Source organism: Streptomyces macrolidinus (genome assembly GCF_023887685.1).
GTDB lineage: Bacteria > Actinomycetota > Actinomycetes > Streptomycetales > Streptomycetaceae > Streptomyces > Streptomyces macrolidinus.
Genome location: NZ_JAMWMR010000005.1, coordinates 99,174 through 122,010, shown reverse-complemented (window position 1 = coordinate 122,010; position 22,837 = coordinate 99,174). Strand labels below are relative to the sequence as shown.

Below are 22,837 nucleotides of genomic sequence, written 5' to 3'. Positions count from 1 at the left end.
CCCGAGAGACCGTACCGATGCCCGATCTGCCCAGCCTCCCCGTCACCTTCCGGCCGGGACGCACCCGCGTCGTGCTCCTCACCGTCGGCCTCGCGACGTTCGTGTCCATCACGACCATCGCGATGCTGCTGGAGGGGCTCAGCGCCGGAGAGCGCCTCAGCTTCGTCTTCACGGCGGCCCTCTTCGCCGCTGTGCTGCTCCTGCTGGCCCGGCCCAAGGTCGTCGCCGACGAGAGCGGGGTCACCGTGGTGAACATCACCAGCCACCGCCGTCTGGACTGGGCGGAGATCATCCAGGTGAACCTGCGTCCGGGTGACCCCTGGGTGTTCCTCAACCTCAGCGACGGCACCAGCCTGCCCGCCCTGGGCATCCAGCCGGGCATCGCCAAGCAGCGCGCCATACAGGACGCCCGCGCGCTCCGTGACCTGGCCGAGGCCCGCTCCACGGCCGAGCCCGAGCGGCATCAGGGATGACTCAGGGCCGTCCACCCTGCCGCACATCCCGATGTCTTGATTAATCTGGAGAAGGAGGCACCTCCGTTGGGCCTCCACCCCTGCTGCTCCGCCCGGTGCTCAGGGGTTCCTGCTACCCGAGGAGTGACTCCCTCCGGCGATGGACGGATCGTCCTGTAGTACCTGCGCCGCCCCCTGCCGACATACCGCGGACCCGCTGCCCTCACCGGCAGCGGTCCGCGATCACGCGGAGGCGGCGGCATCATGACCACCCTCTTGCTGCTCCTCGGTGCAGCGTTCCTGCTGATCCTGGCCAACGGCTTCTTCGTCGCGGCCGAGTTCGGACTCATCACGGTCGAGCGGGCCGACGCCGAGAAGGCCGCCGCCGCGGGCGACCGACGGGCCCGTACGGTCGTCGCCTCGCTCAAGGAGCTGTCCTTCCAGCTCTCCGGCACCCAGCTCGGCATCACCATCACCTCACTGGTCGTCGGCATGCTCGCCGAACCGGCGCTCGAAGGCCTGCTGCGCGGACCCTTCCTCGCGATCGGCGTCCCCGAGGGCGCCGTCTCGGGCCTCGCCGTCGTCGTCGGCATGCTGTTCGCGTCGGCCGCCCAGATGGTGATCGGTGAACTCGTGCCCAAGAACTGGGCGGTGTCCCGGCCCCTCCAGGTGGCCCGCTTCGTCGCGGGGCCGCAGCACCTGTTCGCGCGCCTGTTCCGGCCCGTGATCGCGGCGCTCAACGCGGTCGCCGACCGGCTGGTGCGCGCCCTGGGCGTGGAGCCCGCCGAGGAACTCGCCTCCGCCCGCACCCCCGGCGAACTGGTCTCGCTCGCCCGGCACTCGGCACGGGCCGGAGCGCTGGAGCAGGACACGGCCGACCTGTTCGTCCGCACGCTGTCCCTGGCCGAGCTGACCGCCCAGCATGTGATGACCCCGCGCGTGAAGGTGAGCGCGCTCCAGTCCTCCGCCACCGCGGAGGACGTGGTCAACCTCACCCGCGCCACCGGTCTGTCCCGCTTCCCCGTCTACCGGGAGAAGATCGACGAAGTGATCGGCATGGTGTACCTCAAGAACGCCCTCGCGGTGCCCTCGCAGGAACGCCTGCGCACCCCCGTCGTCCGGATCGCCCAGGCACCGCTGCTCGTCCCGGAGACCCTGCCCGTGCAGCCCTTGCTGGAGCGGCTGCGCAGCGAGCAGCCCATCGCCGTCGTCGTCGACGAGTACGGCGGCACCGCGGGCGTCGTCACCCTGGAGGACATCGTCGAGGAACTGGTGGGCGAGGTGCGCGACGAGCACGACGGTCTCGACCTGCCCGAACTCGCCGTCGCGCCGCCCGAGGACGGGCGGCCCGCGTGGGACGCCGACGGCAGTTGCCGGGTCGACATCCTGCGCCGCATAGGCCTGGACGTCCCGGAAGGCCCGTACGAGACCGTGGCCGGACTCGTCGCCGATCTGCTCGGCCGGATCCCCGCCCGCGGGGACCGCGTCGAACTGCCCGGCTGGCGCCTCACGGTGTACGAGGTCGGGCACTACCGCGCCGAGCGGGTCAGGCTCGTCAAGCTCGCGGAGATCACCGCACCGGCCGTGGAGGCGGCCCGATGAGCCTCTTGCAACTCCTGTTCGCCGCGCTGCTGGTGCTCGTCAACGGATTCTTCGTCGGCGCCGAGTTCGCGCTCGTGTCCGTACGCCGCAGCCAGATCGAGCCCCTCGGGACCGCGCGAGCGCGGCAGGTGCTCTACGGCCTGGAGCGGCTGCCGCAGATGATGGCCGCCGCCCAGTTCGGCATCACCGTGTGCTCCCTGACACTGGGCGCGGTCGCCGAGCCGACCGTGGCGCACCTGCTGGAGCCGCTGTTCGCCGCCGCGCGCGTCCCCGACAAGATGGTTCACCCGCTCGGGTACGTGATCGCGCTCGCCGCGGTCGTGTTCTTCCATCTGGTGATCGGCGAGATGGTGCCGAAGAACCTGGCGATGGCGGCGCCGGAGAAGGTCTCCCTGTGGCTGAGCCCGGGCCTTGTGGCGTTCGCGCGGCTGTGCCGGCCGGTGACGGTCGCGCTGAGCGCCTGCGCCCGGGTGGTCCTCAAGCTGTTCCGGGTGGAGCCGAAGGACGAGGTCGAGGCGGTCTTCACCAGCGAACAGCTCAACCGACTGGTGGAGGACTCCGGCCAGGCGGGGCTGCTCGACCCCGAGGAGCAGGAGCGGCTGGAGGACGCGCTGGAGCTGGGCTCGCGCCCGGTGACGGACGTCCTGCTGGACCGGGATCTGCTGGTGACGGTGGATCCCACGGTGACCCCCGCCCAGGTGGTGGCGCTCACCGCGCGCACCGGGTACTCCCGGTTCCCCGTGGTCGCCCCGAACGGAGCCTTCAAGGGCTACCTCCATGTGAAGGACGTCCTCGACATGGAGGACTCCGAGCGGGCGGTGCCGCCGCAGTTGTGGTGGCCGATGACCACGCTCTCCGCCGAGATGCCGGCGGACGACGCGCTGACCGTGATGCGCCGGGCGGCCACCCATCTGGCGCAGGTCGCGGACGCCTCCGGGCGGGTGCTCGGCTTGGTCGCCCTGGAGGACGTACTGGAACTCCTGGTCGGCGAGGTCAGCGACCCGGCCCACAGGGAGGTCCCGCCGCAGCCGCGGATGCCGGAGCAGCCGGAACAGCCGGGGCAACCGCAGCAGCCCGCGCAGCAGGAACCGAAGGAAGCACCGGTACCGAGCTGACCGGCTGATTCGGCTGGTCGATCGATCGGTTGACCGACCGGGGTCCTCCGCGCCTCACCGCAGGCGCGGAGGACCCCGCGGCGTCTCACGGCGTCTCACGGCGTCTTACGACGTCCTACGGAGCGCTCACCAGCCCGGCGGATCCTGCGGCCCGCGCCCCGAGAGCACCTCGCCGTACGCCTGCATCAGATCCGGCAGCCGCAGTGTCGACAGGTCGTCCCGGGACGGCGTGTGGGGATACCCCGTCAGCCGCAGATCCCGGTACGCGCAGCTCTTCTCGTACAGCGTCCGCAGGAACCGCCCGTTGCCCAGCTCGTCGATCCAGCCCTGGTCCACCACATGCCCGGCGATCGAGCGCAGCTCCTCCAGGGCCTCCTCGTCCCAGACGTCCCCGTTCTCCGCCGCCAGCACCTCGCCGATCGAGGTCAGTTCCAGCGGGCGGTACGAGGGGAAGTCGACCCGGGTGGTGAAGCGCGAGGACAGCCCGGGGTTGGCGGCCAGCAGCCGGTCCATCCCCTCGGGGTAGCCCGCGAGGATCACCACCAGATGGTCGCGGTTGTCCTCCGCCCGCTTCAGCAGCACCTGGAGGGCCTCGTCGCCGTACGCGTCGCCCTTGCCGTAGCCGGAGTTGGACAGCGAGTAGGCCTCGTCCACGAACAGCACACCGCCGATCGCCGAGTCGATCAGCTCGTTGGCCTTCACCGCGGTCTGCCCCAGGTACTCGCCGACCAGATCGGCCCGTTGGGCCTCCACGAGATGGTCGCCGCCGAGCAGGCCGAGTGCGTAGAAGACCCGGCCCAGAATGCGCGCCACCGTGGTCTTGCCGGTGCCTGAGGGGCCCGAGAAGACGAAGTGGCGCTTGGGCGGCTGCACGGGCAGCCCCTGCTCCGCCCGCAGCCGCGCCATGTTCAACTGGGCCGACAGCGCCCGGACTTGGCGCTTCACCGGCTCCAGGCCGACCATGCGCTCCAGCTCGGCCAGCGCCTCCTCCAGCAGGGCCGCGTCGGTCGGCCCGGCGGGCAGGGGCTGCGCCGGTGGTACGTCCTTCGCGCGCACGGCGTCGCTCTGCGCGGGCAGCGCGCCCGGCGGCGGTGGCTCGGGTTCGGGCTCGGAGAGCTTCACCTCCCGCCCCTCGGAGCCGAAGAGCGGATCGAGACCGTCGGGCCCGTCCAGGACGTCCCCGCCACCGGCGAACGCCATTGCCGTGAGGTCGGCGGACTCGTCGTACCCGTCGCCCTCGGCGATCGCCGCGAGCCGTGCGGAGGTGTCCATGAACGCCGGGTCGACGCGGTGCACCGCACGGTAGAGGGGCAGGGCGGCGGCCGAGCGGCCCGTGCCCTCGTGGGCGCGCGCCAACCAGTAGCGCAGTTCCTTGCGTTGGGGCTGTTCGCTGCGGCAGCGCATCAGGGCGGCGGAGAGCAGCGGCTCGGCCTGCCCGTACATCTCGAGGCGGACCCGGGCCATCCCGCCGAACAGCCCGACCTCGATGCCCAGCAGGGTGTCGTCGACCAGCGGGTCGGTGTGCCGGACCAACTGCTCCCAGTCCTTGACCAGATAGGCTCGGCAGGCGTGCAGGAAGCGGACCTGGGGGTCGGTGTCCACGGGCGGCAGTCCGGCGAGCGCCCGGTCCAGTTCGGGGACATGGCGGCCGTCCAGCCAGTGCGAGGCGTGGGCAAGCAGCAGATCGCGCGGGCTCTCCAGCACCGGCTGCACCCACCAGCCCAGCCAGTACCAGGAGTTGAAGGCGCGCCGATGGCGGGCGCGCTGCTCCCCGAAGCGGTCGCGGTGGCGGAACATCCGCAGCAGCGCGGTCGTCGTGTCCACGCGCAGCGCGTGCAGTCCGAGCCAGCCGTCGGCCATCCCGGGATCCAGCCGGACCGCCGCGCGGAACTCCTCCTCCGCCTGCGGATAGGCGCCCATCGTGTAGGCGTCGACCCCTCGCAGCCAGGCGAGGTCGGCCGGGGCCTCGGGGCCCTGCGTGCCGAAGTCCATCACGTCCCCCACAAACCGTGACCCCGTTGGTTCACCGCCGGGTCCTCACCCGCCGACCGGAATGTTCGAACCGCCGTGCCGTGGAACGGAGTTGCTACGGTGCGCAGAGCAGTCGTCCGAAGGCCGCACCGAGAGGCATCGTACCTGCGGGAGAGGGGTGCGCCGTAGGGTGCGGCACGGGCTGATCGGCGAGAGCGGGGCGGGCGGCGCGCGCGGCGTGTGGTGACCGAGGGTGAACGAATCAGGCCGGTCGGCGCCCGTGGAAGGCGACTTGAGCAGAACGAAGCCCCCGATCACGGGGGAACAACCGGGGGCTTCGTGTCTGTGGGCGGCTTCAGAAACCGCACATTGAGAACGTAAGTCCTGTACGGCCCCTGGGTCAAGCGGAGTTGAAGTACTCAAGGAAGTTCCCCCGCAAGGGTCTTCACACGTTCAGCACACCGCCGATGATCCGTCACGGTGAGTGAAATCCTGGTTCGGATCAACCGTCCCGGCAGGCCCCGGCAGCACCTCGTACCCCATGGGTCCCTGGCGTACCAGAAGGTCGGCGAAGGGCCGGGACGGATCCTCGGCGAAGTGCGCGCGCTCCGCCTCGACCCAGCCGTCCCAGAAGGCGCGTTGCTCCTCGCCGTCGCGGTCCCGGCCGCGCCGCCAGGCCTCCTCGCGCGGCAGGTCCATCCACAACAGCCGTGCCAGATAGGGCCGCAGGGCCCGGCGGCCGGCGCCGACCCCCTCGATCAGGAGCACGGGAGCGGGCGCGAGCGCGCGGGCGGTGCCGAAGCGCCGGGTGCGCCAGTCGTAGGGGCGGTAGTGCGCGGTCTCGCCGCGCCCGAGGGGCTCGATCACCTCGCGCAGCAGCCGCTCCGTCCAGGCGAACAGCTCCTCGTGGGTGGCGATGTCGTCGAGACGCAGCACGGGCGCGCCGCCGAGCGCCGCCGCCGACCGCCCGGCGAACGTGGACTTCCCGGACCCGGCGTGCCCGTCGACCCCGACGAGGCGGACCGGGCCGCACGACGGGGGCAGATGCCGCAGATGGGACGCGAGGTGGTGGATGGTGATGTCCTGGGGGAGAGGGGGACGGGCGCGAGTCTCATGGAAAGGGTACGCGGTCGGAAAGGACACGTGGTCAGTGGTCTCGACCAATATTGGTGGACGCGCCGGGCGACGAAGTGCTGGCAGAAGTCCCGGTACAGCGGCCATAGTTGGCGGACACCGTGACGTCTGAGCCGCCGCTTCCGGATACCTGGGGGTCACCACCGATGACCAGAGCTTCAGAGCCGTCCCGCAGAACCGTCCTCGCCGCGGCGGTCGCCGCGGCCACCGTGGCCGGCGCCGCGGGCCCGGCCGCCGCGGCCTCCTCGGCTACCGCGGCCTCCTCGGCCGCCCGGTCGACGAAAGCAGCCCCGAGCCTCGTGGACAACCGCGCCTGGACCTCGTACCCCGACTGGCGTTCCGGCACCGCGCACGGTGTCCGCGCCGTGTCCGGCCGCCGCCCCGGCGTGGTGATCGCCACCCCGGCCGGCCGTGTCGACTACACCGATCCGCACACCGGCAGGACCGCCACCTGGGAGTACGCCACCTGGACGGCCCCGGCGCACCGCCTCGCCGTCCCCGCCACCGAGGTCATCGCGTCCTGGAACGCCGACACCCCGGCGGGCACCTGGATCCAGGTGGAGCTGAAGGGCACCTACTCCGACGGGACGGACACGCCCTGGTACGTGATGGGCCGCTGGGCGGCCGGTGACCAGGACATCCGGCGGACCTCGGTCGACGGTCAGTCCGACGGCAAGAGCAATGTCTGGACCGACACCTTCGCCATCGCCGACGCCGCCTCGGGCCTGCGCCTGGTCTCGTACCACCTGCGCCTGACCCTCTACCGCAAGCCCGGCACCCAGCGCACGCCGACCGTGTGGCGGCTCGGCGCCATGGGCTCCGACATCCCCGACCGCTTCACCGTCCCGGCCTCCACCCCCGGCCTCGCCCGCGAGCTGACCGTCCCGCGCTACTCGCAGGAGATCCACAAGGGCCAGTACCCGGAGTACGACAACGGCGGCGAGGCCTGGTGCAGCCCCACCTCCTCGCAGATGATCGTCGAGTACTGGGGCCGGAAGCTCACCCCCGAGCAACTGTCCTGGGTCGACCCCTCGTACGCCGACCCGCAGGTCTGCCACGCGGCCCGCTTCACCTACGACTACCAGTACGAGGGCTGCGGCAACTGGCCGTTCAACGCGGCCTACGCGGCGACCTTCGAGGACCTCCAGGGCGTGGTCACGCGGCTGTCCTCGCTCACCGACCTGGAGACGCTGATCGCGGCGGGCATCCCGGCCATAACGTCCCAGTCGTTCCTGAAGGAGGAGCTGACGGGCGCCGGGTACGGCACCTCGGGCCATCTGATGACCGTGATCGGCTTCACCCCCGAGGGCGATGTGATCGCCAACGACCCGGCCTCGCCCGGCGACGAGGCGGTGCGCCGTGTCTACCGCCGTCGCGAATGGGAGAACATCTGGCTGCGCACCAAGCGGTACGACGCAAACGGCAAGGTCAGAAGCGGTTCGGGGGGTGTCTGCTACATCTACTGGCCCACTAATCCAGCACCGAACCAGCACCGCGCGCTGCGGTCGCTCGGCCTGGTGTGAGCATGTGCGGCCTCACGGCCGTCTCGACGACCTGGCGGCAGCGTTCCTGACCGTCCTGCGTGAGGTGGCCGTACCGGTCCACCGTGACCTTGATCGAGCGATGTCCGAGCCAGCGAGACACCTCGTGGATGGATACACCGCTCGTCAGGGTCACGGTGGTCCATTTGTGTCGCAAGTCGTGCGGATTGTATTCAGGTAGGCCGAGCCGCCTGATGGCGCGATCCCACGACTTGCGCAAGAGATCGGGGTACGGCAATCCGCCGTTTGCGTTGCGGATCGGCAGTCGATCGACGAACGGTTCGAGGGAAGCCGGTACGGGTATATCGCGCCACTCGCCTTCCTTCCGATGCTTCAACGGGGCATATTTCGGCGTGTACCTGCCGGAGGCGTCTTTATAGCGAATCACCTGCCTCCGAATCCTCAAGATGCCGTCATGTATGTCTTCTGGGAAGACTCCCAGAGATTCCCCTATCCGAAGTCCGCAGCACGTCATGAGCCATATCGCCGGAGACAGTCGAGGGCCGATCGCCTTGGCGATGGCGGTTATCTCCTCAAAGCTGGGGAGATTCCTATCGTCGACAGGGATGACAGGGTTCTCCAGTTTCTCGGCCTGTGCCACTGGATTCCCGGGGATCCGCCTGTGACGTACAGCATGGGAGAACAAGGCGGAGAGGGCTATGTGGCGGGACTCGATGGTATTGAGGGCCGCCCCCTCCCGGCGCCAACGTGCGTACAGACCTTCGATGTCCGCTGCGGTGACCTGCGAGAGCGTCTTGCTCCCCAGGTGGGGGACTACGTGGAGGCGGAAGATGCGCTCGTACGACTCGAGAGTGCCGGCGGACGCGGTCTTCTTCGCGAGCCAGTCGTCCGCGTACAGGCGTAGCGACACCTTGCCGGCGTCGGGGTCGACGTAGATGTTCTCGCGCTTGTCTCCTTCCACCTTGGTGGCGAAGTCGACCGCATCCTTCTTCCGGGAGAACGACTTCTCCCGCTGACGCCCGGTGCGTCCGCCCGGCTCCCGGTATCGGACGGTCCATCGCTTACCCGAAGCAGCAGGACCCTTGTCGACGATTTTGGCCAATGTGTTCACCCATCTCTGCTCTCATGGCCTATGACCATGCTTTTTCGGTGTGGGTGATGTTGTAGACGATATTTCCGGCCGCGCCAAATTCCTGGGTAAGTGAAGATTTGACGATCCGTGTCCCCTTGGGTCGCAAGCACGCTGGACACCGACGCAGGCCCGGCACACATCACCACGATGATCTTCCCGCTGCGCTGGAACGCCTTCGCCCGCGGCATCGTCGAGCGTGCCCTGGACCCCTATTTCCAGCCCGGACCAGGCAGGGTGGACCTCTTCACCACCATCAGCCAGGGCCGTGCTGATCAGTTCGACCTCGAACACACCAACGGTGCCTGGCGCGGAGTGATGTGGGACAACGTCAACCAGCGGGCCCCCGGTCCCGTCCCCATCGCCTCCGACGTCCCCACCGTGCACCCGCAGCCGCAGTGGACGGTCACCACGCTGCCCACCAGCCAGGCAGGCGGTCCGTTCCCCGTCCACGACCACACCGGCGTCAAAGAGATTCCCGCCGACTCCACCGATCCCGTCGAACGTGACGACGGCCCCACCCCCCACTCCCTCGCCCGTGGGGGCGGTGGCGGGGACTACCTCTCCAACGAGATCGGCTATCGCGCCACCTTCCTGCGCGACGCCTGCCACCTGAACGCACCCGGCGGCCACCTGCACACACCGATCCTCTTCTTCGACAAGGACAACAACGACCCGTCCACCGGCCGCATCACTGATCCCGTCCTCGAACGCTACCGAGACGCCGTCCTCGCTCAAACCCGCGCCCTGCTCACTACTGCCCTGGGCACCCCTCACACCCCGCTGAGCCACGCATCCGGAACGCCAGCACCTGCGCCCTGACCAGAGCCAGACCGGGCAGAGCCGCGACGCGGGGCGCAGTGACTCGGGCCGTTCTGGCCTGGCGCCTCCAGCCCCGCAGCACTCCCGCCACCCGGTGAAACCCACAGGTCAGACTGAAATCCTGCTGATTCCTAGAGGTTGTCCTGGATGCGGTGTGGGTTATCCGTCTCCGGAGTCGGAGCCGTTACCGCTGTCATCGTCCGTGCTTGGGGAACGCCCGATGCGGGCCAAGGATCCGAACAAGGGTGGTCTCAGCAGCCTCGGCAGCTCCTACCAAGTCGGAGAGCAGCGTCGTTGGAATCGCCCCGCGGCCGAGGCCGGCTTTGCGTACGAGTATGTTCAGCGTCTGTTCGTCTGTCCGCGTCATCTGCGTGCGAGTGTCCTTGTGGCGAAGGAGCTCTCTGGCGGCGAAGGCGTCTTCGGACTCGGCAGTGTCGTGGATCAGTTCGGTGCGCAGGGCCGCAGCGTCTCCCGGTGATGTGCCGGCGGTGAGGTCGGCCGCGATCAGTGCGAGCCGGAGCAGGAAGAGGGCGGTGTCCGGGTCTCGTGACTCCCGAGCGTGTCGTACCGCAGCCAGTGCGGTCGTAGCGCCTTCGGTCGTTCGGCGATGGGTCCGCTGGTCGATGTAGCAGCGGAGTACGGCTGCGACTGCCTGCTCCCATGGTTCCGTGATGGTGCTGGCTTCGAGGAGCGTGAGTGCTGAGTCTGCTTGATCGTCCTGTAGGTGGGCGATGATCCGTGTTTGGCGGGCCTCGTGCAGGCGTTCTCCGGAGTCGTCGTACATCGCGGCGTGTGAGGCGGCTTTCGCCCACTGACCGGTGGCAACCAGGAGCCGCGTGCTGTCTTCGCGTAGAAGCGCTCGCAGCCATCTGGCGGCCTCGCGTCGGTCCGCGCCGCTCTCCACGAAGTTGTCGAAGGAGAGGGAGGTGCCGTGAACGAACGCATCTCCGCCGTGGTGCACGGCGTGGTCCAACGAGTGCAGAGCCTGGTACGCGCCCTCGGCATCTCCGGCTCGGTGGGTGAGACGGGCAAGGTTGACCAGCGGCTGGAGCGAGGCGATGGCCGTGCGGCCGGAGACCGGCCACGCGGCTTGGAGGATTCGGAACTGGTGTGTGCACAGGTCTGCGGCGAGGCCCGGCATACCGCAGTCCGCCGCGATCAGTGCGGCTAAGTTCCATGCTGCACAGGCTCGTTCGACCTGGGCTTCCTGTTCGACCTGTCCTTGGGAGGCGCGTGCATACCCGCGGGCTTCCGCGATCCGGGCTTCGAGATCTGGGCAGGTCAGGTGGGGGCGGCACACGAGCGGGAATCGGGATGCCACTCGGTCCGCGACTGCTGACGCGGGGGCTTTCGGCAGGGGCTGCCTCACCAGGCCCGAGTGCACCCGCGAGGCGGGGTGGCCCAGGATGGCCGCGCGTGCCGCCGACGCGAGGACACTCTGCTTCCGTGTGGGCAATCCAAGGCGGTTCCAGTGGAAGATCACGTGATAGGCGAGGACTTGGCGCAGGCCTCGGTCCAGTGTTCCGGCTCGGGCTGCGACCCCAAGGCTCTGTCCTGCCTGGTGGAAGGCGTTGGCCCAGTCTGCGGCGAAAGTCAACGGCCCGTCGCCGCCCATCAGCGGTCCGTCTGGTGCGGTATCGGCGAGCATCAACTTCCGCAAGCCCGCGGACAGTTCTCGAAGTCGATCTGGCGGAGCGTCGTCGGGCAATGGTCGCTGCCGGGCAACGAGATCCCACACGTCGCCCTGCTCGTACCACTCCAGGGCCGCGGCGCGCATCAGGGTGCTGCACAGGAGGATGGACAGTTCGCGGCGGCCAAGGGGGCTTTCACGGTGATGGCGTAGGTCCAGGACGGCACGGCTGTCCGCCGTGAACAGCTCGTGCGCGAGCCTCATGCCGGTGGCATTGCCGAACGCGGCGGTCTCCGACTCGTAGATGCCCGTCCACCAGCGTCGGATGTGGCCTGCGCTGCTGAGGTCGTCCAGTGCGGCACCGATCCTGTCTTGAACGTCTTGGCTATGCGCTGGGATTCGCAGGCGCATCCGCCAGCAAGGGTGCTTGCGGATGAACCACCACGCGGACACGGCACCGTCTGCCTCAGCGCGGTGCAGCAGCGGTGCGAGGTGGTCAGCGGCGATCTCCTCGGCGGCTGTCCAGTCGGCGAACCGGACGTACAGCTGCCACCAGCCTTCGGCGGTAGTTCGCACTTCCAGCGCCTGCCGCCCGGCGTGCTGGTAGACCTCTACGGCCGTGGCCAGTTCGGTGGGCTCCATGCCGGCGTGGTCGGCGCATTGGTGCGGCGGGATACCGGCCAGGACACCCAGTACTGCTTGTTCCGCCTTGTCCGGTGAGATATCCGCGGGCTGAAGAGCGCTGTGGTCGGGGCTCAGTCGATCAGAAGACATGTGTCCCATCCAGAGGTCGGCGCGGCATCGGCCGCAGCGGTGGTCAGGGCGAGGGCGACGCCCGCATTGCCTTCGAGGAATCCGTGGTCTGTTCCGGGCTCGGCATGGTGGACCAGGGCCTCGACCAGGTGCGGCAGCACCTCGCCCAGGATTGGTGTGACGGCGTCGCGGGCGGCGCGCCAGGCGGTCTGGAGTACGCCCGCTCGGCCGTGGCAGAGGCCGTCGTCGGTGATGAGGGCAACTTGTGCCGGGTCGGTCAGGCATCGGTGAAGCGCGTACTCGAAGCTCCGTTGGCGGGACAAGTTGTCGGTTGCGATGCCGGCGAGTTGCCCGGCGCGGGCGATACCAGGGGTGTCGTAGCACCAGCTCGGGCGTGTGGGACCGGTCTGGCGGGTTCGTCCGGTCCGGTGCCCGGCCAGGGTGACGTGTTCTGGCCACCACGGGCCGCTGTCACCGTCCTGCCGCCAGGCGCCGAGCCAGGCGCAGATGACCTCGATGGCTTCGTGCTGGCCTTCCACGGTGATCCCGCGTCGCATCGCCTGGCTCAACAGCAGCAGGGGCCCGGTGATGCCGTGCGCCGTGCCCAAGTTGCCGTGTCCGCCGGGGAAGTGAGGCGAGACCGCGAAGTGCGGGTCGTGGCCGACCCACCATCCGGGCAGCTCTCGGCCGTCAGCCCGCAGCGGCCGGGTCAGAGCGACGAGATAGTCCAGGATGCGCTCCAGGGCGCTGCCTTGCGGATCGCTGCGGAGCAGGTACGTGCCGATTCCGGTCAACCCGTAGAGGAGGTCGTACTCCCGGAAGGTGGATAGTTCGCCACGTTGGATTCGGGCCATGGCCGCATCGGTGCGGCGGTGTGCGAGCGCGGCAACGTGCGCATCTACCGGTTTCAGGGCGTCGCGGTACCGTGCGTCGCTGCTGGCGTTGGCGGCGTGCAGGACGAAGGCGATCGCGGGCGCGCCCAGGTACAAGCCGGCGGTGTCGGCGGCGCTGATCTCGCTGGCGACCGCGGCAGCGATCCAGGCATGAGCCTGCTGCCACGTGCCGTGCCCTGTGTGGGCGCGTTCGATGTGCAACAAGGCGACTCCGGGTGCACCCTTGCCCAGTGACTGCGCCATCCAGGGTTCGTCCGGGGACGGGGTTTCGGGTTGGGCAAGCTGCTGGGCGAACCGCGCTACTGCTCCGGTGACGTCGGCGCGATGACCGGTCGGGGCGTTCATCACTCAGGTCTCCTGCCGGTGGACGACGTGTCGCAGCGCGCAGGCTCGTGCAAGGCGGTTTGTGATGCGTTCTCCGTCCGGGTCGACGCCGAGCGCACGCACGTGGTGAAGGTGGATGAGGGAGCGCATGACGGTGACCGGCTCACGCTGGCTGGTCAGATGCTCGCGATAGTCGGCAAGGGCTACGGCGCGCGCCTGCCATGCAGCGACCACCGCCGCGCCACCGGGCTGGGATCGCAGGGTGGCCCGTTCGTCACGCGGATCGGCGAGGTCGAGGGCCTGATCGCGGAGGGCTCGCTCCAACGAGCCGTGCTCCTGGGGCAGATGTTCAACCAGCCACTGGAGTCCCTGTTCAGCGGAGGCGGCGAAGTGGGAGGCCAGGTCGCCCACGCTGGCCGCTGCGAGGGCCTGTGCGGATATTCCGGCGTGGTCCGCCATACGGTGCTGGGCGAGGGCCGCTAACGAGTCCGCGGCGAACACAGCGTGCGCGGCGTCCGTGGCTGGCCCGTGACCGTAGCGCCCCGTTTGAGGTTCGTAGGTGGCCAACTCCAGGTGGGAGGCCAGATTCTGGCGACGTAGGTCGTTTACCCAGGCGGCAACCTGCTTGGCTGCCTGGCCGTACGCGCCGGGCTCGGGCAGACGTACATACAGGGCGAGGTGCTGATCGGTCTCGGGACGGGAGAGTTCGCGGTGCCGGGTGAACCACCACAGTGGTGGCACATCGCCGAGTTCGGCGAGGAGCGCGGGCAGATGCCGGTCCAGGACCTCGCTGTAACGCTGGGGGTGGGCATGCAGCTGGGCGTGCAGCACGACTCCCGCTCCAGGTAGTTGCGCGTTGTCACCACTCATGGCGGTCACGTGATGCGGCGTGGGCAGGGCATGGTTCTCTTCCGGGTGGGTGCGGATGAGGGGAAGGAGGACTTCGTGGGCGCGCCCGATCCATCCGTGCACGTCGGAGTCCGCCACTTCGCGCAGTTCCAGGCGCCGGGCGTCATCGAGACGGGAGCGCAGCAGACGGCGGTGGACGGGGTGGGCCAGATCGATGGGAAGGCGCTGATCGATCTGGACCACGGCGACGTGGTTCGGGACACGCAGCCGGGTACGCCAGGCGTTGAACGCCTGCTCCCAGTCCGGCGTGGACGCGGCGTGGCCGGGGAGGTCTTGGGCTGTCAGCAGCCAGCGGGCCGGGGCGAGGATGGTCCTTCGATAGCGCACGCGTGGCAGGTACGGCAGGCGAGCCGCGGCGCCGAAAGCGAACGGCTGGTAGACGGCGCACCGAGCCGTGGCGATCTCGGCCAGGAATCGGGCCAGGGGCGGCGTCTGGACACCGGCCTCCAGTGCGTGGAGGACACGGATGTCGATGGGCTGTCCGCTGGACTGTCGGAGGACGTGGAACTGGCGGGCGTCCGCAGTGATCGCGATGTCCTCCAAAGGGATCCCCCCACCGCCGGTAGCCCGGTGCTCGGACACCTCGATGACATGCGGGAGCAGGCGCGGAGTACGGGCGACGTTCTCGTTGCGTCGACGGCGTGGCACGAAGCTCAGCTGTGCGGTGATCGCGTCCGGTCGGGTGCTCCGGTAGCTACGGGCCCACGCCTCCTGCTGCTCAGAGGGAAGCAGGTGGATGAACCGTCCGGCCATGCTGCTGCCGGGCCGGGGCACGCCGGTGAGCAGGAGCTGAAAGGTCCCACGGGCCAGTGCCTCGGACGAGACAGCATGGATTTCGAAGGCGACCTCCACGCGTGGGACGAACAGCGGATCCTCTACGCCAGCGGTGAGGTCGGCGATCACCGCGTCGGTCAGCACGATCTCGTCACGGCCCTCCACGAGGGCCTGCTGGACCAGGGCAAGGACCGCATCGTCGCGGTCGGTCAGCATTCTCGGCGCTCGGCCGCGCTCCGACCCGACGTACCCGGCGGGCAGTCCCAGCCCGCTGTCAGCCACCAGGTCCAGGACGGGCACCACCGCGCCGACGCCGTAGCGGGCACGGAAGCGACGGTGGTAGTCGCGCCAGGGCTGGTAGCCGTAGGGCTGCGGACTGACCCGGTACAGCGCCGTGACCGCCGCTTTTGCCTCCGTCACCACTGTTTCAGGGATCTCCACGTCGCAGTCCAACACGGTGTCGATGAGCAACGGCAACGGCGTGACCGGCGACAGCGTGAGCATCCGTGTGGTGACATCGCTCAGGGAGGAAGTGGACAGTGTGGGTCCGTGAGCGGTGAGGTCGTTGCGTACCCCGTTCAGCGCTCGCAGCATCTCGTCGACGTCCGGTGACGCCTGGGCTACGGTCTTCTCCAGTTCGGCACACAGGTGGCCGAGGGCGTCCACGGTGGTCATCGGCGCCCACAGGCTGGTGATCAGCAGGTTCTGCACGTTGAGGTCGCCCAGCAGCGCGTCGACCTGTCCGCTGTCGGCCTTCGGGAACAGAGTGCGAAGGTGGTTGCGTAGATCGCGGTAGGAGATGGGCTCCTGTGCCGCGCGCATGGCTGCTTGCACGGGTCGCGTGAGCCGTACGGATACCTCGACCGGGGCCATGAGCAGGGCGTGGCCGTCCGCGGGTGGTCCTGGGACGACGAGACGGTCACCACGCTTGCGAGCGGCGTTGTTGGCGACCAGCCGCAGTTGTTCCAGCAGCGCAGGGATCTGCTGCAGGCGCTGGATGATGTCGGTGATCCACTCGGCGTCAGCCCTCACCAGGGCACGGTGCTTGGCATCCCATCTCACGCGCGGCACCGGGCCGACCGTTACAGGGGCTGTTCCGGAGAAGAGGCCGAACGGGGTGGGGCGGTGCTGCCAGCGCAGCAAGTAGGAGGCGACCGACAGCGCCGTCCGGCGTACCTGCCGCGGACGCGTCTGCGCACCGCGTACCACGGCATCGATCGACTGGCACAGAACCGGGCTGGCCACGCGCAGAGCCTCGCGGACCTCCTCGCGCTGCCACACTCTCGCCAGCCACCCCCGGGTGGCGGTGGGGTCGTCGAGGTCGAGGGTGCGGGGCACGTCGGCAGGGCCGGGGCTGGTGGTGGCGCGCAGCATCGCGGCGCCCTGCCACTGGTAGCTGACGACTGCTCTGGATGCCACGGGCAGCTCTTCCCTTCGGTTCGGCGCACGGGTGGGGCACGGTGGCGGTGTGCCGGGCGCACTGCGACGCCCGGCACACCTGGAGGGTGGCCTCGATCAGGCCGGGTCCTCGATGAACGAGCCGCATGCGGAGGCGCCGTTAGCGCACGTGTTGCCGCAGCCGTCCCCCGTGGAGCACATCAGCTTGCCGTGGGGGTGCGTGGCGACGACGATGCGGATGTCGAGCGGGGCGAAGTCGTCCTCGACCGCCGACCGTTCGGCCAGCAACGTGGCGGTGTTCGTCATACGTTCCCTCTCCTTACTCGTTGGAGTGGTGCAGGACGTCCTGGCCTCCGACGATTACGCCGGAGGCCAGGAGAGTGAGATCCGGCTGTGCACCTTGTCGATCACCCGGTCTCCAAGGACCTGGTCGTCGGGGGTGCCAGCCGGATAGACCCGGATGACCGGGCCGGGGCCGCCGCGCCGTTCGCGCTCCCAGTCACGCAGGTGCCGGACGATCGTCTCCGCGAACGCCTGTGCGTCCGGACCGAGGGTGTGTACCGCGAACTCGATGTGCTTGCCATCGTCGGTGCGGCGGTGGGCGAGGTAGGCGAAGTTCGGGCCCTCCACAGCCGCGAGGGACCAACTCCTGTTGACGGGCGCGACGATGCCGGTGTCCAGGTCAGGGTCGACGGTCATGACGCAGAAGCCGGGCAGCGCGATCGCCATGTGCATCTGGAGGGTGTCCATGAGCTCGCTGAGACCGATCGTGACCCCGGTCCACAGCTCCACCCGCGGAGTGCGCACCGCGTTGTCGAGCTGGCTCGGATCAGCCGGCAGCCCGTCATCGAACCGCAGCGCGATCTCCGGTTCGCCCGTGACGAGCAGCAGCTCCTCACGGTGCGCGGTGGAGCCCTGCATCGGCACGAACCCGCAGATCTTCGCCGACTCGCTCTCCAGATGATCCCCGACGCGAGCGAAAGCGGCGGACCGGGTCAGGCCGCGCATCCGCAGCGGGACCACCAGGCGGCCGTCCGGCTTGAGCTGGTCGATCCATGTCGGAGGGATGTCCCAAGCGCCGGCGGTGACCATGACGACATCGACTTCACCGAGATCAGGGATGGGCCCCGCGGCGTCCGCGCAGACCACGCGGACACTCCTGTAGCCGGTCTCTTCGAGGAGACGGGCAGCGCGGTCGGTGACCTCCGAGTCGATGTCGACGGTGGTCACCGCGCCGTCAGGTCCCACCAGTTCGGCGAGGTATGCGGCGTTCAGGCCTCCGGAGCCGATCTCCAGTACGTGCATACCCGGCGTGATCTTGGCCTGTTCCAACATCAGTGCCTGGATCTGCGGCGCGGAGACGGAGCTGAGTTGGACCCCGTGCTCATCCGACTTCGTGATGACAGCCGCGTACGTGTCGTACGCCGCGTCCAGCGGGATGCCCGGAGTGAACAGGTGCCGCTGGACCTTGCGCATCGCGGCCTCGACGTCCTTCGAGACGATCGTGCCGTCCGCGACGAGCTGGTCGACGACCTGGTCGCGCAGCTCTGCAGCGCGACCAGGGTCGACGGTCGCTTGGATCATGAAGTGTCCCTTCCTTGCAGTGCACCCAGTGGTGGCGGGGTGCTGACTTAGCTGGTCGAGAGAGCCGCCTCCAGGACGGCATACGCACCCCCGGGCCCATCTGGGATGGCCAGGTGGAGGCCTTGGCGGGCGCGCAGGCCTAACGAGCGGAGGCGCGGTAGTTGACGAAGCGGGCAGCGGTCGTCGCTGCGCGTACTGATCTGGCGTGTCGTCGCGCTGGTGCGGGGGAGCGGGGGATGCGCCGGGTGACGGCGATGGGCAGGTTGCGCGGAAGGATCAGGAAGTTACGGTCGTCGAATTCGAGCTTCTTCCGGTCGCCGACGATGTCGCGCATGTCGACCACGGTGCGCAGGATCCCGCCCACTGCGATCACGTCCTCCGTGCGTACATCGCCCACGGTGACGGTGAGTGCGGTCGTCTGGGGTCGTTCCACAGATGACTCCTCTTGGCGGAAGGGAGGTTAAGGGCTCGATACGGAGAGAGCCTGTGCCCCAGGCAGTCGGTGCATCAGCCGAAGTACCGACGCTGGCAGTGGGAGCGGGCTCAAGACCGAAGGCATGGGCGCGGGGAGCTTCAGGCGCCGGTCGTACGGTCCACGTCCAGGTACATGTGCCGGTATCGACGACGTAGGTGTACTGGTGCCCGCGCCGCAGTTCCTGAATGGCGCGCTCGAGACCGTGGTGGTCGCCGAGCCAGGCCCACAAGGCGTCGAACCTGTTCCGGTCGAGGGAGGGAGCGATCCTACGGACGTCGTCCCGAACCCAGTCGAGGGCGGCGCGCGGGGTGAGCACCGTCGTACCGCCCGGTTGCGGGCCGTCTGCGGGCGAGCCCTGGACATCGCGGTAGCACCGGTAGCCACGTGGTGACACCGCACCGTCCACGACGGTGCTCGGCGTGATGCTCATCGCGCCTCCAGCACGCGAGGGTGGGCAGCCGTGCTGACGATGGCGGGCTGAAAGCCCGAGGGCAGGCGGCTACGGGGAGCCCCGAGAGCCCGCCAGCACAGTCGGCCTCCGGTGAAGGCGCGCCGGGCGTGCAACCAGCGGGTGTTGTCGATCAGGTACCCCTGGCCGGGCTCCAGGGGAAGGACGACCTGATGTTCCGCCAACGCCGCCTGGAGGAGGGGAAGGTGCGGCAGGGCCAGAGGGTTCCAGCGGGCGAGGGCGTCGGTCCGTAGCCGGATCGAGACGCGGCCGTCGTGGTGGCGGGTGAAGACCTGGGTTGCGTGTCCGTCGCCGTTCCCGAAGAAGGCGGTGCGCGGCTGTGACAAGACTTCCACGGCGTCCGGCGAAGCGTTGGACAACGCAGCATGGACAGCGCGCCCATCAGCCAGCAGGCTCTCTCCACCGCTGTCCGCGACCGTGCCGCAGACGAGCATCATGAGTCGGGGCGGTGTCGGGACACCGGAGCGTTCCGTATGCAGAGCCAGTTCCCTGGTACCGAATCCCGCGTACCCGTCCCTGTGCCCGCGGCCTTCGACGTGGCGGATGGTGGTGAGCCGGTCGGAGTCACTGTCACGGTGCTCGACCAGGTCCATGACCCGTTTCGCGAAGGAGAGAACCTCGGTGCGGGAACGGAGCCCTTCCACCGTGACCAGTCCGGTCTCGCGCAGGAGCGCACCGATGTCGTCCAGAGCACGGGGAGCGCGCGGATCGACCAGATGGCGGCGGAAGGCACCGCTCGCAGCGGCGTCGAGCATCACGTACTCCTTTGACTCGGATGTGGTGAACCCACTGTTCGGAGCGCGGTGCGGGGAGGTAAAGCGACAGATTGTCGAATCGGACAACTCGCCCGAGGTGCAATCGTGTTGGCGGGGACGTGCTACGTTCCGCAAAGACCTGGCGTACCGCGCATGACGAGGACCTCGATGACGTACACACCCTCGCTCTGGCCTGTCTCCGTGAAAGGCGTCGCCCTCGACGCACAGCAGCGCGTCCTGCTGCTGAAGAACGAACGCGAAGAGTGGGAGCTGCCCGGCGGCCGTCTGGAGATCGGAGCCGGCACCGACGCCCAGCTGCCGGATGTCACACCAGAGACGGCGGTCGAGCGCGAGCTGCGCGAGGAGAGCGGCTGGGAGGTGAAGTGCGGGCCTCTCATCGACGCCGGGGTGTGGATCTACGAGCCGATTCCCGGCCGTCGCGTCCTGATTGTCACCTACGGCTGCACCGTGCTCACCCCCGACCGGCCGCCGGTCATCAGCCATGAGCACAAGCAGATCGGCGTGTTCACCGAGGCGGAGGTCGACGCACTCCGGATGCCGGACGGCTACAAGCAGTCCATCCATGCCTGGTACGGCAGGATGCGCACGGCCCTCGACGCGGCCGACACCGAGCGGGTGTAACCGCCCATGGTCATGAGCTCGCCGGGCGGGCCGCTCACCCGTCATGCTTCCTGGCACTGGGCGACCCCGCAGGCCCACACCGTCCTGAGCACCGGCGATCTCGGGCAGATCCTGCGGTTCGTCCGCACGGTCCACAGCCTGACCCAGACCGACCTCGGTGCACTTCTCGGCTACGACAAGACGTACGTATCCGCCCTCGAACTCGGCAAGCGCACCCTCGACGACATCGCCTCCCGGCGCCGTGTCTGCGCACAGCTGGGGCTGCCGCCGCACGTCCTCGGAGTCACCGACCTCTCCGACGCCGACCACCGGACCATGCTCCAGTTCGGCGATTCCACCGTGCGGCTCGCCGAGATCGCCCGCCAAAGCGGCCACGCCTCCGAAGCCGTCGCCGAACTCTGGCCGCTCGTCGCCCGCTTGGAAGCCCGCGTGGACGACGGGCACAGCGAACGCGATGTCCTGAACCTGCTCGCCCGCGCTCGTGTCGGCTTGGGCGTCGCCCTCGGCAACGTCCTGCCCGAGGAACGCCTCGCCACCGCGGCCCGTTGGACGGCCAAGAGCCTCCAGATCGCCCAGTACTTCGGCGACCCCGCCTTCACCTCGTACGTGCTGCGCATGCACGGCAACGAGCTCCGCAAGGCCAGGCTGCTCGGCGCAGCCGTCGAACGACTGCGCCACGCGGCCGAACTGGCGCCGGACCTCACTACGAGGGCGGCCGTGCTTCCCTTGTACGCAAGAGCCGTTGGAGCGATCGGCAATGCCGAGCTCTTCGACTCCAGCGTTCGCGAGGCCGACAGTCTCCTCGACACCGTTGAACACACCTCGCTCTTCAATCCGTTCGCACTCCACGAGATCCGACTGCGCGGCCTCGTGGCCACCGGGCGGACCGAACTGGCCATACAACTCGCCGATCGCAGTCCTGCCGTGACCACCGCCGTGGCCCCGCAGTGGCGCGTCATCGGACTGATCACCGTGGCGAAGGTGCGGCTTCTCGGCACGGATCGCGGTGGCGCGGCCGAAGCCCTCGACTCCGCCATCACCGAATCGCTCGCCCAGCGCCTGCCTCACCAGCTTCAGCGCGTCATCCGCGCCGCCGACGGGCACCTGCCCGGCACCCGCGGTAGAGCGGAAGCCGCGCTCGATCAACTGCGTCGCGAGATGGCGGCGTAGCGACCATTCCGACTCGCGTACTGCGTGAACGTCGGCCTGATGGGCATCTGCGGTGTATCCGGCAAGCAGCGGAACCCATGAGGCGCCCATCTCCAGAGCGGCTCGGTTCCCGGACCTACCCGTCAGAGTCATACGTCGCCTCCCCATCGCCGGTCAGTCGGCCGAGAAGATCGTCGGCCGCCATCGCCAGCCGACGAAGCTGGCCGCGATCGGCCTTGAACTCCCCAACAATCAGGGGCCGCTGAGCCCGCACGCGCTTGGCACGCGCGATGGCGTCCGCGACGTTCGGATATGGTGGCTTCCATTCTCTGTCCTGCGCGACGTTCACGAGACGTTCGAGTATCTGGTCCAGTCGGAGGACAGCTCCACCTAACTCAGCCACCGCTCTCTGACTCCGCTTCGATGAACCGAAGCGGAACAACCCACGCCGGCGATGGCTCGGCGTACCTGCCAAGCCCACCGGGCCCGCTGGATCACCGAGAATCGCGTCGAGATCGTTCGCCAGTTCCTCGTCGTGGAGGAAAGCGTTGCTCAGCGTGTTGATGGCATTCCACGCTGCTCCGAACTCGACCTTGGTTAAGCGAGTTTGGGCGGCCTTCATGTCGCATCCGTCTTGGGCTCGCCCGAGCTGAGTTCCGCCCAGATGTCCTTGCCATCAGGAGTAGCCACAACGCCCCAGTCCTGGGCGATGCTGCTGAGCAGCCACATTCCCCGGCCGCTTTCGGAGTCCCAGTCCGGCTGCGTCACGGTCGGCAGCACCGGGTTGTGGTCGCTGACGACGATCCGGACGCCTCTGGTCGTTTCCGACAGCAGGAACACGCACCTACCATCCGCGTGCTTATGGACGTTGGTCATCATTTCGGTCGCACAGACGACAGCTGAGTCGATGATCCGATCGTGCCCCCAACAACGGACATGAGCCGTGACGATGCGACGTATGCGCCCGAACTGTTCCGGAGTAACAGTCAGTTCCACCTTGAACTGACGTCCATCGAACTCCGAGGAAATGGTACGGAGCTTGTTCGCTCGCTCGGTTGTCTTCGTCATCGGCCTGCACCTGTTCACGGTCGGCAGCTCGGGACTCTTCACCGGGTGCGCGCGCTACGCTCCAGGCCAAGGGGGCGGCCCATCACAGGACGGCGCAGCGCGCGCACTCGGATTCACCGCGCAACGCACCCCTTCGAAGAAGCGGCTCTGCGGCTCAACCAGCTTCGCGCACACGCTAATTAACATTCAAGGGAGTGCACGCATGAGTGAGACTCGCGTGCCCACATTGGCAAGTGCCAATTACCCGACAGAGGGTGTTGCACGGAAGGCAGACCGTGTCAGACTCC

19 protein-coding genes are annotated in these 22,837 nt (G+C 68.8%); 7 read left to right on the top strand and 12 right to left on the bottom strand.

Annotated elements, in window-relative coordinates; all coding sequences use genetic code 11:
- Window positions 1-17 precede the first annotated feature (17 nt).
- The 3 genes from NGF19_RS07990 to NGF19_RS07980 all read left to right on the top strand — a co-directional run bounded on the left by NGF19_RS07990 (window position 18) and on the right by NGF19_RS07980 (window position 3,169).
- Window positions 18-473 carry a PH domain-containing protein gene (locus NGF19_RS07990; protein ID WP_252423492.1) on the top strand — a complete coding sequence of 152 codons (456 nt, stop codon included), beginning with the start codon at window positions 18-20 and terminating at the stop codon, window positions 471-473.
- 243 nt (window positions 474-716) lie between these two features.
- The gene (locus NGF19_RS07985) at window positions 717-2,054 is read left to right on the top strand and encodes a hemolysin family protein (RefSeq protein ID WP_252423489.1); all 1,338 of its coding nucleotides are present in this window, start codon (window positions 717-719) and stop codon (window positions 2,052-2,054) included.
- Window positions 2,051-3,169: a hemolysin family protein gene (locus tag NGF19_RS07980; protein ID WP_252423487.1), complete on the top strand. Its 1,119-nt coding sequence runs from the start codon at window positions 2,051-2,053 to the stop codon at window positions 3,167-3,169. The genes NGF19_RS07985 and NGF19_RS07980 overlap by 4 nt, the downstream gene beginning before the upstream one ends.
- 126 nt (window positions 3,170-3,295) lie before the next feature.
- On the opposite strand, the gene NGF19_RS07975 is transcribed toward NGF19_RS07980, so the two are convergent.
- Window positions 3,296-5,161, bottom strand: coding sequence for an AAA family ATPase (locus NGF19_RS07975; RefSeq protein ID WP_252423477.1), 1,866 nt, complete (start codon window positions 5,159-5,161; stop codon window positions 3,296-3,298).
- 432 nt (window positions 5,162-5,593) lie between these two features.
- Window positions 5,594-6,214 carry a uridine kinase family protein gene (locus NGF19_RS07970; protein WP_252423858.1) on the bottom strand — a complete coding sequence of 207 codons (621 nt, stop codon included), beginning with the start codon at window positions 6,212-6,214 and terminating at the stop codon, window positions 5,594-5,596.
- Between the two features lie 206 nt (window positions 6,215-6,420).
- Here NGF19_RS07970 and NGF19_RS07965 point away from each other — a divergent pair, with 206 nt between their 5' ends.
- A complete protein-coding gene (locus NGF19_RS07965) occupies window positions 6,421-7,797 on the top strand; it encodes a C39 family peptidase (RefSeq protein WP_252423466.1) in 1,377 nt (458 codons plus the stop codon).
- Here the strand turns inward: NGF19_RS07965 and NGF19_RS07960 are convergent.
- Window positions 7,745-8,887 carry a tyrosine-type recombinase/integrase gene (locus NGF19_RS07960; RefSeq protein WP_252423463.1) on the bottom strand — a complete coding sequence of 381 codons (1,143 nt, stop codon included), beginning with the start codon at window positions 8,885-8,887 and terminating at the stop codon, window positions 7,745-7,747. The genes NGF19_RS07965 and NGF19_RS07960 overlap by 53 nt on opposite strands.
- A gap of 108 nt (window positions 8,888-8,995) precedes the next feature.
- Between NGF19_RS07960 and NGF19_RS07955 the strand changes: the two genes are divergently transcribed.
- A complete protein-coding gene (locus NGF19_RS07955) occupies window positions 8,996-9,727 on the top strand; it encodes a PA0049 C-terminal domain-containing protein (RefSeq protein WP_252423461.1) in 732 nt (243 codons plus the stop codon).
- A 193-nt stretch (window positions 9,728-9,920) separates the two neighbouring features.
- Here NGF19_RS07955 and NGF19_RS30930 read toward each other — a convergent pair whose 3' ends face one another.
- From NGF19_RS30930 to NGF19_RS07920, 7 genes are all read right to left on the bottom strand, one after another.
- Window positions 9,921-12,131 (bottom strand): thiopeptide-type bacteriocin biosynthesis protein, encoded by a 2,211-nt coding sequence (locus NGF19_RS30930; protein ID WP_308288460.1) that lies wholly within the window; start codon window positions 12,129-12,131, stop codon window positions 9,921-9,923.
- On the bottom strand, window positions 12,113-13,348 hold the full coding sequence (locus tag NGF19_RS07945) for a lanthionine synthetase C family protein (protein WP_252423459.1): 1,236 nt from the start codon (window positions 13,346-13,348) through the stop codon (window positions 12,113-12,115). Before NGF19_RS07945 ends, NGF19_RS30930 begins: the two co-directional genes overlap by 19 nt.
- Before the next feature lie 3 nt (window positions 13,349-13,351).
- Window positions 13,352-16,429, bottom strand: coding sequence for a lantibiotic dehydratase (locus NGF19_RS07940; protein WP_252423457.1), 3,078 nt, complete (start codon window positions 16,427-16,429; stop codon window positions 13,352-13,354).
- Window positions 16,430-16,525: 96 nt separating this feature from the next.
- Window positions 16,526-16,714 carry an FxLD family lanthipeptide gene (locus tag NGF19_RS07935; RefSeq protein ID WP_252423455.1) on the bottom strand — a complete coding sequence of 63 codons (189 nt, stop codon included), beginning with the start codon at window positions 16,712-16,714 and terminating at the stop codon, window positions 16,526-16,528.
- A gap of 54 nt (window positions 16,715-16,768) precedes the next feature.
- Window positions 16,769-17,992: a methyltransferase, FxLD system gene (gene fxlM / locus NGF19_RS07930; RefSeq protein WP_252423453.1), complete on the bottom strand. Its 1,224-nt coding sequence runs from the start codon at window positions 17,990-17,992 to the stop codon at window positions 16,769-16,771.
- A 139-nt stretch (window positions 17,993-18,131) separates the two neighbouring features.
- Entirely contained in the window at window positions 18,132-18,425 is a 294-nt protein-coding gene (locus NGF19_RS07925) for a hypothetical protein (RefSeq protein WP_252423452.1), read from the bottom strand.
- A gap of 468 nt (window positions 18,426-18,893) precedes the next feature.
- On the bottom strand, window positions 18,894-19,691 hold the full coding sequence (locus NGF19_RS07920) for a TauD/TfdA family dioxygenase (protein ID WP_252423451.1): 798 nt from the start codon (window positions 19,689-19,691) through the stop codon (window positions 18,894-18,896).
- 168 nt (window positions 19,692-19,859) lie between these two features.
- Here NGF19_RS07920 and NGF19_RS07915 point away from each other — a divergent pair, with 168 nt between their 5' ends.
- A complete protein-coding gene (locus tag NGF19_RS07915) occupies window positions 19,860-20,333 on the top strand; it encodes an NUDIX hydrolase (RefSeq protein WP_252423450.1) in 474 nt (157 codons plus the stop codon).
- A 12-nt stretch (window positions 20,334-20,345) separates the two neighbouring features.
- Window positions 20,346-21,503 (top strand): helix-turn-helix domain-containing protein, encoded by a 1,158-nt coding sequence (locus NGF19_RS07910; RefSeq protein ID WP_252423449.1) that lies wholly within the window; start codon window positions 20,346-20,348, stop codon window positions 21,501-21,503.
- Window positions 21,504-21,618: 115 nt separating this feature from the next.
- On the opposite strand, the gene NGF19_RS07905 is transcribed toward NGF19_RS07910, so the two are convergent.
- Window positions 21,619-22,104 carry a DUF6415 family natural product biosynthesis protein gene (locus tag NGF19_RS07905; protein WP_252423448.1) on the bottom strand — a complete coding sequence of 162 codons (486 nt, stop codon included), beginning with the start codon at window positions 22,102-22,104 and terminating at the stop codon, window positions 21,619-21,621.
- Window positions 22,101-22,550: an ATP-binding protein gene (locus NGF19_RS07900; RefSeq protein ID WP_252423447.1), complete on the bottom strand. Its 450-nt coding sequence runs from the start codon at window positions 22,548-22,550 to the stop codon at window positions 22,101-22,103. Before NGF19_RS07900 ends, NGF19_RS07905 begins: the two co-directional genes overlap by 4 nt.
- Between the last annotated feature and the right edge of the window lie 287 nt (window positions 22,551-22,837).

Coding starts and splice junctions, on each gene's coding strand:
- NGF19_RS07990 (WP_252423492.1), top strand. CDS start 18: ATGCCCGATCTGCCCAGCCTCCCCGTCACCTTCCGGCCGGGACGCACC.
- NGF19_RS07985 (WP_252423489.1), top strand. CDS start 717: ATGACCACCCTCTTGCTGCTCCTCGGTGCAGCGTTCCTGCTGATCCTG.
- NGF19_RS07980 (WP_252423487.1), top strand. CDS start 2,051: ATGAGCCTCTTGCAACTCCTGTTCGCCGCGCTGCTGGTGCTCGTCAAC.
- NGF19_RS07975 (WP_252423477.1), bottom strand. CDS start 5,161: ATGGACTTCGGCACGCAGGGCCCCGAGGCCCCGGCCGACCTCGCCTGG.
- NGF19_RS07965 (WP_252423466.1), top strand. CDS start 6,421: ATGACCAGAGCTTCAGAGCCGTCCCGCAGAACCGTCCTCGCCGCGGCG.
- NGF19_RS30930 (WP_308288460.1), bottom strand. CDS start 12,131: ATGTCTTCTGATCGACTGAGCCCCGACCACAGCGCTCTTCAGCCCGCG.
- NGF19_RS07945 (WP_252423459.1), bottom strand. CDS start 13,348: ATGAACGCCCCGACCGGTCATCGCGCCGACGTCACCGGAGCAGTAGCG.
- NGF19_RS07935 (WP_252423455.1), bottom strand. CDS start 16,714: ATGACGAACACCGCCACGTTGCTGGCCGAACGGTCGGCGGTCGAGGAC.
- fxlM (WP_252423453.1), bottom strand. CDS start 17,992: ATGATCCAAGCGACCGTCGACCCTGGTCGCGCTGCAGAGCTGCGCGAC.
- NGF19_RS07920 (WP_252423451.1), bottom strand. CDS start 19,691: ATGCTCGACGCCGCTGCGAGCGGTGCCTTCCGCCGCCATCTGGTCGAT.
- NGF19_RS07915 (WP_252423450.1), top strand. CDS start 19,860: ATGACGTACACACCCTCGCTCTGGCCTGTCTCCGTGAAAGGCGTCGCC.
- NGF19_RS07910 (WP_252423449.1), top strand. CDS start 20,346: ATGAGCTCGCCGGGCGGGCCGCTCACCCGTCATGCTTCCTGGCACTGG.
- NGF19_RS07905 (WP_252423448.1), bottom strand. CDS start 22,104: ATGAAGGCCGCCCAAACTCGCTTAACCAAGGTCGAGTTCGGAGCAGCG.
- NGF19_RS07900 (WP_252423447.1), bottom strand. CDS start 22,550: ATGACGAAGACAACCGAGCGAGCGAACAAGCTCCGTACCATTTCCTCG.